The 12,844-nt window shown below is 69.1% G+C and carries 11 protein-coding genes and 1 pseudogene; 7 read left to right on the top strand and 5 right to left on the bottom strand.

Going from position 1 to position 12,844, the window contains the following annotated elements:
* Positions 1-117: 117 nt before the first annotated feature.
* Genes ABD907_RS08170 through ABD907_RS08180 form a run of 3 tightly spaced genes read left to right on the top strand, consistent with a single transcriptional unit; the run spans position 118 to position 2,673 of the window.
* Positions 118-810 carry a 3-oxoacid CoA-transferase subunit A gene (locus ABD907_RS08170; protein WP_345215756.1) on the top strand — a complete coding sequence of 231 codons (693 nt, stop codon included), beginning with the start codon at positions 118-120 and terminating at the stop codon, positions 808-810.
* Positions 807-1,466: a 3-oxoacid CoA-transferase subunit B gene (locus ABD907_RS08175; RefSeq protein WP_345215757.1), complete on the top strand. Its 660-nt coding sequence runs from the start codon at positions 807-809 to the stop codon at positions 1,464-1,466. Before ABD907_RS08170 ends, ABD907_RS08175 begins: the two co-directional genes overlap by 4 nt.
* 22 nt (positions 1,467-1,488) lie before the next feature.
* Entirely contained in the window at positions 1,489-2,673 is a 1,185-nt protein-coding gene (locus ABD907_RS08180; protein WP_345215758.1) for a thiolase family protein, read from the top strand.
* Positions 2,674-2,683: 10 nt separating this feature from the next.
* Here ABD907_RS08180 and ABD907_RS08185 read toward each other — a convergent pair whose 3' ends face one another.
* Both ABD907_RS08185 and uvrB read right to left on the bottom strand, forming a co-directional pair.
* Entirely contained in the window at positions 2,684-3,835 is a 1,152-nt protein-coding gene (locus tag ABD907_RS08185) for a TerC family protein (RefSeq protein WP_425555734.1), read from the bottom strand.
* A 281-nt stretch (positions 3,836-4,116) separates the two neighbouring features.
* Positions 4,117-6,213, bottom strand: coding sequence for an excinuclease ABC subunit UvrB (gene uvrB / locus ABD907_RS08190; protein WP_345215760.1), 2,097 nt, complete (start codon positions 6,211-6,213; stop codon positions 4,117-4,119).
* A 351-nt stretch (positions 6,214-6,564) separates the two neighbouring features.
* Between uvrB and ABD907_RS08195 the strand changes: the two are divergent.
* A pseudogene (locus tag ABD907_RS08195) lies at positions 6,565-6,663 on the top strand (SDR family oxidoreductase); the annotation flags it as partial.
* A gap of 193 nt (positions 6,664-6,856) precedes the next feature.
* Positions 6,857-7,372 carry a GNAT family N-acetyltransferase gene (locus ABD907_RS08200; RefSeq protein ID WP_345215761.1) on the top strand — a complete coding sequence of 172 codons (516 nt, stop codon included), beginning with the start codon at positions 6,857-6,859 and terminating at the stop codon, positions 7,370-7,372.
* Positions 7,373-7,436: 64 nt separating this feature from the next.
* Here ABD907_RS08200 and ABD907_RS08205 read toward each other — a convergent pair whose 3' ends face one another.
* Together ABD907_RS08205 and coaE are read right to left on the bottom strand one after the other, a co-directional pair.
* Positions 7,437-8,252 (bottom strand): methyltransferase domain-containing protein, encoded by an 816-nt coding sequence (locus tag ABD907_RS08205; RefSeq protein ID WP_345215762.1) that lies wholly within the window; start codon positions 8,250-8,252, stop codon positions 7,437-7,439.
* 136 nt (positions 8,253-8,388) lie between these two features.
* Positions 8,389-9,741, bottom strand: coding sequence for a dephospho-CoA kinase (gene coaE, locus ABD907_RS21090; protein WP_425555731.1), 1,353 nt, complete (start codon positions 9,739-9,741; stop codon positions 8,389-8,391).
* A gap of 163 nt (positions 9,742-9,904) precedes the next feature.
* Here coaE and ABD907_RS08220 point away from each other — a divergent pair, with 163 nt between their 5' ends.
* Positions 9,905-10,336, top strand: coding sequence for an OsmC family peroxiredoxin (locus ABD907_RS08220; protein ID WP_345215763.1), 432 nt, complete (start codon positions 9,905-9,907; stop codon positions 10,334-10,336).
* Between the two features lie 30 nt (positions 10,337-10,366).
* Entirely contained in the window at positions 10,367-11,179 is an 813-nt protein-coding gene (locus tag ABD907_RS08225; RefSeq protein WP_345215764.1) for a TrmH family RNA methyltransferase, read from the top strand.
* Between the two features lie 135 nt (positions 11,180-11,314).
* Here ABD907_RS08225 and rpsA read toward each other — a convergent pair whose 3' ends face one another.
* The gene (rpsA, locus tag ABD907_RS08230; protein WP_345215765.1) at positions 11,315-12,841 is read right to left on the bottom strand and encodes a 30S ribosomal protein S1; all 1,527 of its coding nucleotides are present in this window, start codon (positions 12,839-12,841) and stop codon (positions 11,315-11,317) included.
* Positions 12,842-12,844 lie beyond the last annotated feature (3 nt).

The following is a 12,844-nucleotide window of genomic DNA, read 5'->3' on the forward strand; positions in this document are numbered from 1 at the left end:
TCCCCGGCGGCCCCGCGCCTGTAGCGCCGATACCTTGACCACAGGCACCGCCAGCGGAAGAATCAGTTCCCCAGGCGCGCAAGTGTGCGTATAGCGAACAGAAAGTGAGCGGCACCGATGCTGATCGCCGAGGACGTCCGGGAGGCGGTGGACGGCATCCCCGACGGTGCCACCGTGATGATCGGCGGCTTCGGCTCGGCCGGGCAGCCCGTCGAGCTGATCGACGCCCTCATCGAGCAGGGCGCCAGCGACCTCACGGTCATCAGCAACAACGCCGGGAACGGCGACGTCGGGCTCGCCCAGCTCGTCGCGCTCGGGCGGATCCGGAAGATGGTCTGCTCGTTCCCGCGGCAGAAGGACTCCTGGCACTTCGACGAACGCTACCGCGCGGGCGAGATCGAGCTCGAGGTGGTCCCACAGGGCAACCTCGCCGAACGGATCCGCGCCGCAGGCGCGGGCATCGGCGCCTTCTTCACCCCCACCGGTTACGGCACCCTGCTCGCCGAGGGCAAGGAGACTCGCGAGATCGGCGGGCGCAGCTACGTCCTCGAGTACCCCATCCAGGCCGACGTCGCCCTCGTCAAGGCGTTGCGCGCAGACCGCTCCGGCAACCTGGTCTACCGCAAGACCGCCCGCAACTTCGGACCGATCATGGCCGCCGCGGCCGCGACCGCCATCGTGCAGGTCCGCGAGGTGGTCGAGGTCGGTGCGATCGACCCCGAGACCGTCGTCACGCCGGGTATCTACGTCGATCGAGTGGTCGCCGTCCCGTCGGCCGAGAGCCGAGCCACCGAGGAGGTTGCCCAGTGAGCACAGCGCTCGACCGCGACGGGATCGCCCGCCGCGTCGCCCAGGACATTCCTCGCGGCGCCTACGTCAACCTCGGCATCGGCATGCCGACGAAGGTCTCCGACTACCTCGACGTCGAGCACGACATCACGCTGCACACCGAGAACGGCATGCTCGGCATGGGCCCGGAGGCCCACGGCGACGAGATCGATCCCGATCTCATCAACGCGGGCAAGGTGCCGGTCACCGAGGCGCCCGGGGCCTCGTACTTCCACCACGCGGACTCCTTCGCCATGATGCGCGGCGGACACCTCGACCTCTGCGTCCTCGGCGCCTTCCAGGTCTCCGGCACCGGCGATCTCGCCAACTGGCACACCGGCAAGCCGGGCGCCATCCCCGCCGTCGGCGGCGCCATGGACCTGGCGATCGGCGCCAAACAGACGTTCGTCATGATGGAGCTGCTCACCCGCGACGGCGCCTCCAAGCTCGTGCGCGAGTGCACCTACCCGCTGACCGGCGTCGGTTGCGTCTCCCGCGTCTACACCGACCTCGCTGTCTTCGACCTGGTCGACGGCGTCAGCGTCAGCGAGACCTTCGGGGACACGACCGTGTCCTCCCTGCGCGAGCTCACCGGCCTCGAGCTGCGTGACGCCACCGCCGACTCCCCCGTCGGCTGACCCTCTGAGCCGAGGAGCCACCGTGACCACCTCCGCATTCGTCTACGACGCGGTCCGCACCCCGTTCGGCCGCTACGGCAAGGCGCTGGCCGGTGTCCGGCCGGACGACCTCGGCGCCACCGTCATCTCGGCAATTCTCGAGCGGAGCCCCGACCTCGACCCGGCAACCATCGACGAGGTCCTCTTCGGCAACGCCAACGGCGCCGGCGAGGAGAACCGGAACGTCGCCCGCATGTCGTCGCTCCTCGCCGGAGTGCCGACCTCGGTGCCGGGCGCGACCGTCAACCGGTTGTGCGGATCCGGCGTCGAGGCGATCATCCAGGGCGCCCGGGCGATCGAGACGCACGACGCCGATGTCGTCCTCACCGGAGGCACCGAGTCGATGTCTCGCGCGCCGTGGGTTCTCCTGAAGACGGAGAAGCCCTATCCGGCCGGGGACGCCACCCTCGTCTCGACCACGCTCGGGTGGCGGCTCGTCAACCCCCGGATGCCGCAGGAGTGGACGGTCGCGCTGGGCGAGGGCGCCGAGATCCTCGCCGACCAGCACGGGATCGACCGCGAGACGCAGGACGCGTTCGCGATGCGGAGCCACCAGCTGGCCGCGCGCGCCTGGGACGAGGGCCGCTACGACGCCGAGAGCGTCACCGTTCCCGGTGTGGACCTCGCCCGGGACGAGAACATCCGCCCCGACTCCTCCGTGGAGTCGCTCGGCAAGCTGAAGCCGGCCTTCCGTCGCGAAGGTGGCACGGTCACCGCGGGGAACGCGTCACCGCTCAACGACGGCGCCTCGGCCGTGCTCCTGGCCCGCGAGAGCGCCGGCGCTCGGCTCGGTCGCGACCCGCTCGCCCGCGTGGTCAGCCGCGGCGCGTCCGCCGTCGAGCCGCAGATCTTCGGCATCGGTCCGGTCGAGGCCGCGAACATCGCCCTGGACCGGGCCGGGAAGACGTGGGAGGACGTCGACCTCGTCGAGCTCAACGAGGCGTTCGCCTCGCAGTCTCTGGCATGCCTGGAGCTCTGGCCCGACCTCGACCCCGAGAAGGTCAACGTCGACGGCGGAGCGATCGCCATCGGGCACCCGCTCGGCGCGTCGGGCGGGCGGATCGTCGGGCACCTGGCCCACGCCCTCGCCGCGCGCGGAGGCGGGATCGGCGTCGCGGCGATCTGCATCGGCGTGGGCCAGGGCCTCGCCGTTGTCCTGGAGGCCTGAAGCGCTCCGGCTACTCCTCGGAGCCCCGCCGATAGCGACCTGCGGCGGACTCCTCCTCGCGCGTCTCCTGCCACGTCCCCGTCGCGCCTTCCTCGTCGGCTGACGACGGCGACACGACGTGGTGCTCCTCGGCGGGGATGGCCTCCCCGCGGTGGATCACGGCGGACTCGGCAGCCTCGAGTCGTTGGTCCCTGGCGTTGCGCATCAGGCTGGTGATCACCGTGATGGCCAGGACGCCGACGATCCAGCCGAGCGAGACCGCGATGTTGGGCTCCGGGATCACGGACCAGTGCTCGCCGGAGTTGATGAAGGGCAGCGTGTTCTCGTGCAGGGCGTGGTTGAGCAGCTTGAGGCCGATGAAGCCGAGGATCGCGGCAAGACCGTACGGCAGGTAGACCAGCCGGTCGAGCAGGCCGTCGATCAGGAAGTACAGCTGACGCAGACCGAGCAGCGCGAAGGCGTTCGCCGCGAAGACGATGTAGGGCTCCTGGGTGAGTCCGAAGACCGCCGGGATGGAGTCGACGGCGAACATCAGGTCGGCCGAGCCGAGTGCAAGGATGCAGATGAGCATCGGCGTCACGAAGGTCTTGCCGCTGTGCTGGTGGAAGAGCTTGCCGCCGACGAAGCCGTCCGTGACGGGCATGATGCGTCGCATGGTGCGCACCACGGCGTTCTCGTGGTACTCGTCCTCCTCCTCGTCCGGCTTCTTGCCCTCCCGGATCTGGGTGATCGCGGTGTAGATCAGGAAGGCGGCGAAGAGGTAGAACACCCACGAGAACCGCGCGATGGCGGCAGCGCCGACCAGGATGAAGATCAGGCGCAGGACGAGCGCGATGATGATGCCGGCCAGCAGGACCTTCTGCTGCTGGATGCGGGGAACCTTGAACGCGCCGATGATGATGATGAAGACGAAGAGGTTGTCGACCGAGAGGCTGTACTCGGTGATGTACCCGGCGTAGTACTCGCCCGCGTACTGACCTCCGTAGACACCCCAGATGATGAGGCCGAAGACGATCGCGAGGCTGACGTAGAAGGTTGTCCAGCGGGCGGATTCCTTCAGGGTCGGCGCATGCGCCTTCCTGACGTGTCCGACGAGATCCAGCGTGATGAGCGAGACGACGACACCCGCAAGGGCGATCCAGCCGAGGGCATGAACGTCCAACCTGTCCTCCGGTACGTAGGGTTTCGGCACCGGAGGTCTCTTCCGCCAGGTCCGGGCCGTCCGGCGCGCGTGCACGCAGGACAACCGGTGGTCCGGGCCCGTGGAACCGAGCAGACGATCGCGTCCGCCGTGATGACGGCTCCACTGTTGGGGGAATACTCCCCTCCGGCCGTCAGGATACGGCACCGCCCAGGAGCTCGACGACGGCGCAGCGCCGTGACGTGGGTCGCACTCGGCGCTCGGGCGAGGGCATGGACCGACCGACCCGGGAGCTGAACCGGTCAGGCGTTGGCGGCCGTCATCTGCCGCAGCTCCTTCTTCAGGTCCGAGATCTCGTCACGCAGCCTCGCCGCGAGCTCGAACTGCAGCTCCTCGGCCGCCGCGTGCATCTGGTCCGAGAGGTCCTGGATGAGCTGGGCGAGGTCGCCCGTGGCGGCACCGGCGAGCTGCTCCCGGTTCGACTCCCCCGCCTTGCGGCGTTCGGTGCGCCCCGCGCCCTTCCCGGCCCCCCGGTAGCCGCCCTCGAGGAGTTCCTGGGTATCCACGTCCTCCCGGGCGAGCATGTCGGTGACGTCCGAGATCCGCTTGCGCAGAGCCGTCGGCTCGACCCCGTTGGCCTCGTTGTACGCGAGTTGCTTCGCACGCCGCCGGTTCGTCTCCTCGATGGCCTGAGCCATCGACGCCGTCACCGTGTCGGCGTACATGTGCACCTGGCCGGAGACGTTGCGTGCGGCGCGGCCGATCGTCTGGATGAGAGATCTGCCGGATCGGAGGAAACCTTCCTTGTCGGCGTCCAGGATGGCCACCAGGGAGACCTCTGGCAGGTCGAGTCCCTCGCGCAGGAGGTTGATCCCGACGAGCACGTCGAAGGTGCCGAGCCGCAGCTCGCGCAGCAGCTCCACGCGCCTGAGGGTGTCGACGTCGGAGTGGAGGTACCGGACCTGGACACCTCGCTCGAGGAAGTAGTCCGTGAGGTCCTCGGCCATCTTCTTGGTCAGCGTGGTGACCAGGATCCGCTCGTTGCGGCCGACGCGGTCGTGGATCTCGCCCAGGAGGTCGTCGATCTGACCCTTGGTCGGTTTGACGACGACCTCGGGGTCCACGAGCCCGGTGGGCCGGATGATCTGCTCGACCACGCCGTCGGACTGGCTGAGCTCGTACGGGCCGGGAGTGGCCGAGAGGTAGACGGTCTGCCCGATGCGTTCGAGGAACTCCTCCCACCGCAGCGGTCGGTTGTCCATGGCGGACGGCAGGCGGAAGCCGTGCTCGACAAGGGTGCGCTTGCGCGACATGTCGCCCTCGAACATGGCCCCGATCTGCGGGACTGTCACGTGCGACTCGTCGATGACGAGCATGAAGTCCTCCGGGAAGTAGTCCAGGAGGGTGTTCGGAGCGGTGCCGGCCTCTCGGCCGTCGATGTGGCGGGAGTAGTTCTCGATGCCGGAGCAGGTGCCGATCTGCCGCATCATCTCGATGTCGTAGGTGGTGCGCATGCGCAGCCGTTGCGCCTCGAGGAGCTTGTTCTGCCGTTCCATCTCCTCGAGGCGCTCGGCGAGCTCGGCCTCGATCCCGGCGATCGCCCGCTCCATACGCTCCGGACCGGCGACGTAGTGGGTGGCGGGGAACAGGTGGATGGCCTCCTCGGAGCGGATCACCTCGCCGGTGACGGGGTGCAGCGTGCTCAGGGCGTCGATCTCGTCCCCGAACATCTCGATCCGGATGGCCAGCTCCTCGTAGACCGGGATGATCTCGACGGTGTCGCCGCGCACCCGGAAGGTGCCGCGGGAGAAGGCCGTGTCGTTGCGGGTGTAGAGCATCTGGACGAACTGGCGCAGCAGCTCCTGCCGCTCGATCTGGTCGCCGACCTTGAGCTGGACCATCCGGTCGACGTACTCCTGCGGCGTGCCCAGGCCGTAGATGCAGGAGACGGACGCGACCACGACGACGTCGCGACGAGTCAGCAAGGAGTTGGTGGCGCTGTGCCGCAGGCGCTCGACCTCGTCGTTGATCGAGGAGTCCTTCTCGATGTACGTGTCCGTCTGCGGCACGTACGCCTCCGGCTGGTAGTAGTCGTAGTAGGAGACGAAGTACTCGACCGCGTTGTGCGGGAGTAGCTCGCGGAACTCGGTGGCGAGCTGCGCCGCCAGGGTCTTGTTCGGCGCCATGATGAGCGTCGGCCGCTGCACCTGCTCGACCAGCCAGGCGGTGGTCGCCGACTTGCCGGTGCCGGTGGCTCCGAGAAGGACGACGTCTTTCTCCCCCGCCTTGAGGCGCTCGGTGAGGGCGGCGATCGCCGCCGGTTGGTCACCCGACGGTGAGAAGTCGGAGACGACCTCGATGGGGGCGACGGTGCGCTGCAGGTCGGTCACGGGACGCATAGCACTACGGTACGGCTGGGCACCGACACGACGCGTCCGAGGCGACCGGCCTCACATCGTGGCACCGGCGACGGCACCCGCGGTGCTCCTGGTTCCGGATCGGCTCGCGCGCAGTGGTCCCGCCCTCGAGGCTCGGGTGGCGGATGCGTCGTCCGGCCGACCCGTTCGAGGCCTGGCACCGAATCGACTCCCGTCAATCCGTACGGTTCGAGCCATGGCGAAGGAACCAGCGGTGGACCAGTCGATCGAGCGAGCGCGGCAGGCGCCGGAGGGCCGCATCGAGTCCGTTCGTGAACTCGCGACGGCGCGGCGCCGTGCCCACCCGTCACAGCGCGCGCTGCCTGGCCGAGGCCGGGAAGGGTCGCCGAGGTGGCCGCGTGGCTCCTCAGTGATCGCGCCTCCATGGTGACCGGCGCCGTCATGCCGGTCGACGGCGGCGCCGGCGCGTGACGCCAACAGTCCGCCCGACCCGCCGAACAAGCCCTCACTGCCTTTCGGAGCGCGCAGAAAGGCAGCTACCGCTTGTTCGGCGCCGGTTGGGGCGAAGGTGACCTGGAAGCGGAACGAACCTCCCACTCGTGACGGTTTGCCCGGCGCGCCTCCTGGGACGGGTCCATGCCTGAGCGGCCCTAGCATTCGAACCATGGCGATGCCCGACACGCTGCAGACAGATCGCCTATCGCTGCGACTCTTGGGCCCCGCCGATCTCGATACCGTGCACGGACTGTTCTCAGGCCCCGGCCACACGATCGGTGGTGGACCGGTCCAGGATCGGGCACAGACTGCTCGCTGGCTTGAGAGAAGATCGATGCGTTACCAGGAAGACGGACTGCCCTGGTACGGGCTTTGGACCGTACGTTCCACCTTCGCCGGGACCTGCGGTGTGTTCCTGGGTGAACGCTGTGGAGACGATCCTGAGATCGGATACGAGGTCGACGTCGCGCACCGTGGTAAGGGCTTCGCTCTTGAGGCAGCAGACGCCGTCACTCAGGCGGCGCATTCGGTGGGCCACGCCCGGCTCTGGGCGACGATTCGACCGAGGAATATCGCCTCGAAGCGCGTCGTCGAACGGATCGGCTACCAACTCGTCCGGAGACAGCCCGACGCTAAGGGTGACCTCGACTACTACCTGAGCGCACGCGGGGGTCCATGCCGATAGCCAGTGCCTCATCCGGCCACCGCCTTCCGGGCAACGCTGAACCGCGCATGGGGACCAACGTCGTCTACGACTTGGTCCTCGTTCGGCTGCCCACCGTTGTTGATGGCTTGACGGCACAGACGACAAAGAGACTTACCGCCGCGAAGAAGGTCTGAGCTCCGGAGAGGTGATCGAGCCAGCGCTGACCCTCATCGGGAGTCATCACCTCGTGCTCGATCGCTCGCCGCGTGACGCGGTGGAGACCCAGGACCTTGTCCGCCGCGCCCGCGTCATCGAACACGGTGGTGATCGGGATGATGGTTCGCACTGCCAGGCCGGCATCGTTGGCGAAGCCGGCGAGTTGACGGCCGATGCGCGCGTTGCGGACCTGGAACTCGGTGACGTAGCGGGTATAGGCCGTACTGAGCCGTGGTTCCGGATGGTCAACCACCAGCGTTTCCCAGTCGGGTTCGGCGAACGCTGCCGCCCCGCCCGGTCGAAGGACCCGGGCAACTTCGGCCAGCACCTCGGCCGGGTCGAAGACGTGCTGGAGGACCCTGTCCGTGTGTGCCGCATCAAAGGACTCGTCGGCCTCGTTGAGCCGGTGCCCATCGCCGATATGTACCTGCACCTGCGGTAGATGCAGCGTTCGCTTCCGCGCAGCTTCAACGGCGGTGTCATCGTGGTCGACCCCGACTACGGCACCTGACGGCCCCACCAGCTCGGCGTAGTCGGGAAGATCCGCACCTGGACCGCAGCCCACATCAAGGACACGGCTACCCGGTCGCAGCCCCAGTTGCCCACGGACCATGGATTTGTAGGACCGGCCCAGGTCAGAGGCGGCCAACCGCAGCATGTAGTCGGTCGACACTACTTCCGCTTCGAACCGACTCGAGGTCATCGCTCGAACTTACGTGGTATCGGGCCGGATAGATACAGGGCGTACAGCGACCGGCCTGCGGGCGTGCACAACCCGCTGCTCTTCCGGAAGAACACCGCGATGCTGTTCGGTGATGCGAAGGGGCAGGTGGAGACGATCATTCAGGCGCTGTGCCCGGCTTGCGGGCCCGTAGCCAGAACCTCTTCCGGGACAACCGGACCGGCTCCCCGTGCGCAGGTCCGGCGTCGTGCAGCGCGAGCAGGGCCCGGACGTAGCGGTCCACGGAGAAGTCCGCCGGTCCCTGCCAGGGAACCATCTGCAGGTAGGCGACCACGGCCGCGACATCGGTGAACTCGTACGTGCCGGACCACTCTGCCCCGTCGACGACCTCCAGGCCGGCGCCCGCCAGGGCGTCACGGAACTCCTCGTACCGGATCTGCGGCACGGACGGGCACACACCGGTGACCGCGGCGAGCTCGGCAAGCTCGCCGCCACCGACCTGCTGGGTCACGAACGTGCCGCCGGGCCGGAGCACCCGCGCCACCTCGGCCGGGTGGTAGGCCTCGTGCCGGTTCAGGACGACGTCGAAACGGCCGTCGGGGAACGGCATCCGCGCCGGGGCGGGATCGTCGTCGGGCTGCCCGAACTGGACGACCTCGAACCCGTGCGGGGCCAGGGCCGCCCGTGCCACCGGCGCATTCGGCTCCCACCCCTCCGCGGCGGTCGTGTCCTGCGGGAGCACGTCGCGGAAGCGGAGGAGAAACTCCCCGCCGCCCGTTCCCATGTCGAGCACGGAGCGCGCGCCGTCGAGCGTCTCCCGGTAGCTGGCGTCGAGATCCCAGGGGACCGCGGACTCCGACATGCGACCGTCTAGGGCGGAGAAGTCCCAGCCCTCGGGCTGGGGCCTCTCCTCGGCGCGCCAGGCGGTGATGAGTCCCCAGAGCTCGTCGACCTGCCCCGCCAGTCCCTCTTCGGCACCCGAGGCGTCGAGCACGACGTCGGCGACCGCCAGCCGGTCTTCGTCGGTCACCTGGGCGCTCAGGCGTGCCCGTGCGTCCTCTTCGCTGAGGTCGCGCGACACCACGAGCCGGGACACCCGCTGCTCGGCGGGAGCGTGGACGACGACCACCATGTCGAACCCGTCCACCTGGCCGGTCTCGACGAGCAACGGGATGTCGTGGACGACGACCGCGTCCGGCTCCGCCGCGTCGGCCTCCCGCTCGTGCGAGAGCCGGCGGACCTCGGGATGCACGATGCCGTTCAGACGCTCGCGTGCGTCGTCGTCGCCGAAGACGCGCGCCCCCAGCGCCGGCCGGTCGAGGCTTCCGTCCGCGGCGAGCACGCGCTCACCGAAGGTCTCCACGATCCTGCGCAGCCCGGCCGAGCCAGGAGCGACGGCCTCCCGGGCGAGCACGTCGTGGTCGATGACGGCGGCGCCGAGCTCGGCGAACCGGCGGGCCGCGACCGACTTGCCGGCCGCGATGCCGCCCGTGAGGCCGATGCGGATCATCCGGCGAGGGCCACGGCGGCGGGACGGTGGGCGCTCTGCAGGGGCACGCCTGGAGACTACTCGTCCGCCCGCGGTGGTAGTCCAGGCGCCTGGCACGGCAGGATGGCCGTGACCGATCGTCGTTCGCCCGGCCGGCCCGGGCGTAGACCCGAAGGAGCGCACTATGCCCAATCCAATCGTGAGCAAGGCAAGCACCACCTGGAACGGCGACCTCTTCGGGGGCTCGGGATCCACCCGGCTGGACAGCTCGGGCCTGGCGACCTTCGACGTCGCCTGGAAGAACCGCGCCGAGTCGCACGACGGCGGGACCAGCCCCGAGGAGCTCATCGCCGCGGCGCACGCCACGTGTTTCTCAATGGCGCTGGCGAAGGAGCTGAACGACAACGGCACACCGCCGACCCAGCTGGACACCTCCGCCGAGGTGACCTTCGTCGCCGGCGAGGGCATCACGGGCATCGTCCTGCGCTGCGACGCCCAGGTCCCCGACATCTCCGCCGAGGACTTCCAGTCCATCGCAGACACCGCCAAGACCGGCTGCCCGACCAGTCAGGCTCTCCAGGCCGTCCCGATCACGCTGGACGCCAAACTGGTCTGACCTTCCCGATCTCCCCGGCCCGAGAGAGGCATGCCCCTGCGGATCACGACGCGCAACGCACGCTTCCAGCTGCTGGAGACCCTGCTGACGAACCGGACCAAGCGCGGCCGGGCCGGGGAGTTCCTCGTCCAGGGCGTCCGACCGATCACGTTGGCCGTCGAGCACGGCTGGCAGATCAGGACGCTGCTCTACGACGGCGACCGACGGCTCTCCTCGTGGGCGCGCGCCATGCTCGACGGCGCCGACGCCGGGGAGCGCATCGCCATGTCGCCGCAGCTGCTGGCCGAGCTCGGCGAGAAGGACGACGGCGACGTCGAGCTGCTCGCCGTCGTCGCCATGCGTCCGGACGACCTCGGACGCCTCCCTACCGGTGAGCACTTCCTCGGCGTCGCGCTGGACCGGCCCAGCCAGCCCGGGAACATCGGTGCGATCGTGCGCTCGGCGGACGCCTTCGGAGCGCACGGTGTCGTTACGACCGGTCATGCCGCCGACGCGTACGACCCGCGGTCCGTGCGAGCGTCGACGGGCTCGTTCTTCGCGACGCCGGTGGTCCGGGTGCCCTCGCACCGCGAGGTGATGGCATGGGTCGAGTCCGAGCGGGCCGCGGGGACGCCGATCGTCGTGGTGGCCACCGACGAGGCCGGCGAGACGGACCTCGCCGACTTCGACCTGACCCTCCCGGTGCTGCTGCTGGTCGGCAACGAGACCGTCGGCCTCTCGCGCGCCTGGCGCGACGCTGCGGACGTGACCCTGCGCATCCCGACCACCGGTTCCGCGAGCTCGCTGAACGCGGCGAACGCCGCCTCGGTGGTCCTCTACGAGGCCCGCCGCCAGCGTCGCTGACCCAGCCGAGCCGCTGGATCGCGGCGCCGCTGCTCGGCGATGAGAAGCAACAAGGCCCGCCGTCCCTGAGGACGGCGGGCCTTGTCGGTGCTGCTGGACGCTCGGTGCGCAGAGCGCCCGGGTGGTGCTAGCGACTCACTGGCCGGTGAGCTTCTCACGCAGCGCGGCGAGCGCCTCGTCCGAGGCGAGCGTGCCGCCCTCCTCCTGCGGGGAGGAGTACGACGACGGAGCGCCGGCACCGGTGCTCTCGCTGCTCGCCGCCGCGGGACGCGCCGGAGCCGGGGTGGACGACGACGCGCCAGCGCTCGTCTCGGCCGCCGCCTCGGCGTCGGCGTCGATCGCCGCCTGGACCTGCTTCTTGTGGGCCTCCCAGCGGTCGTGGGCCTTGGCGTACTCCGCCTCCCAGGCCTCGCGCTGGGCCTCGTAGCCCTCGAGCCACTCGTTGGTCTCCGGGTCGAAGCCCTCGGGGTACTTGTAGTTCCCCTGCTCGTCGTACTCGGCGGCCATGCCGTACAGCGACGGGTCGAAGTCGTCGCTGTTCGGGTCGACGCCCTCGTTGGCCTGCTTCAGGGACAACGAGATGCGGCGGCGTTCCAGGTCGATGTCGATGACCTTGACGAAGACCTCGTCACCGACCTTCGCGACCTGCTCCGGCAGCTCGATGTGGCGCTGCGCCAGCTCGGAGATGTGCACCAGCCCCTCGATGCCGTCCTCCACGCGGACGAACGCACCGAACGGGACGAGCTTGGTGACCTTGCCGGGCACGACCTGGCCGATGGCGTGGGTGCGTGCGAAGGCCTGCCACGGGTCCTCCTGCGTCGCCTTGAGCGACAGGGAGACACGCTCGCGCTCCATGTCCACGTCGAGAACCTCGACGGTGACCTCCTGGCCGACCTCGACGATCTCGTTCGGGTGGTCAATGTGCTTCCAGGACAGCTCGGAGACGTGCACGAGGCCGTCCACGCCGCCCAAGTCGACGAAGGCGCCGAAGTTGACGATCGAGGAGACGACGCCCGGACGGACCTGGCCCTTCTGGAGGGTCTGCAGGAAGTTGGAACGGACCTCGGACTGGGTCTGCTCCAGCCACGCACGGCGGGAGAGCACGACGTTGTTGCGGTTCTTGTCGAGCTCGATGATCTTCGCCTCGAGCTCCTTGCCGACGTACGGCTGGAGGTCGCGGACGCGGCGCATCTCCACGAGGGAGGCCGGGAGGAAGCCGCGGAGGCCGATGTCGAGGATGAGACCACCCTTGACGACCTCGATGACCGTGCCGGTGACGACACCGTCCTCGTCCTTGATCTTCTCGATGGTGCTCCAGGCGCGCTCGTACTGGGCGCGCTTCTTCGACAGGAGCAGCCGACCCTCCTTGTCCTCCTTCTGGAGAACCAGGGCCTCGATCTGGTCACCGACGGCGACGACCTCGTCCGGGTCGACGTCGTGCTTGATGGACAGCTCGCGGGAGAGGATCACGCCCTCGGTCTTGTAACCGATGTCGAGGAGAACCTCGTCCCGGTCGACCTTGACGATGGTGCCCTCGACGATGTCCCCGTCGTTGAAGTACTTGATGGTCTCGTCGATCGCGGCGAGGAGCTCTTCCTCGGTCCCGATGTCGTTGACGGCCACCTGGGGGGACGTCGGCTGAGTGGGCGTAGTGGTGGTCATTGA

The organism is Georgenia halophila (assembly GCF_039541595.1).

Coding starts and splice junctions, on each gene's coding strand:
- ABD907_RS08170 (WP_345215756.1), top strand. CDS start 118: ATGCTGATCGCCGAGGACGTCCGGGAGGCGGTGGACGGCATCCCCGAC.
- uvrB (WP_345215760.1), bottom strand. CDS start 6,213: ATGCGTCCCGTGACCGACCTGCAGCGCACCGTCGCCCCCATCGAGGTC.
- ABD907_RS08200 (WP_345215761.1), top strand. CDS start 6,857: ATGGCGATGCCCGACACGCTGCAGACAGATCGCCTATCGCTGCGACTC.
- ABD907_RS08205 (WP_345215762.1), bottom strand. CDS start 8,252: ATGACCTCGAGTCGGTTCGAAGCGGAAGTAGTGTCGACCGACTACATG.
- coaE (WP_425555731.1), bottom strand. CDS start 9,741: ATGATCCGCATCGGCCTCACGGGCGGCATCGCGGCCGGCAAGTCGGTC.
- ABD907_RS08220 (WP_345215763.1), top strand. CDS start 9,905: ATGCCCAATCCAATCGTGAGCAAGGCAAGCACCACCTGGAACGGCGAC.
- ABD907_RS08225 (WP_345215764.1), top strand. CDS start 10,367: ATGCCCCTGCGGATCACGACGCGCAACGCACGCTTCCAGCTGCTGGAG.
- rpsA (WP_345215765.1), bottom strand. CDS start 12,841: ATGACCACCACTACGCCCACTCAGCCGACGTCCCCCCAGGTGGCCGTC.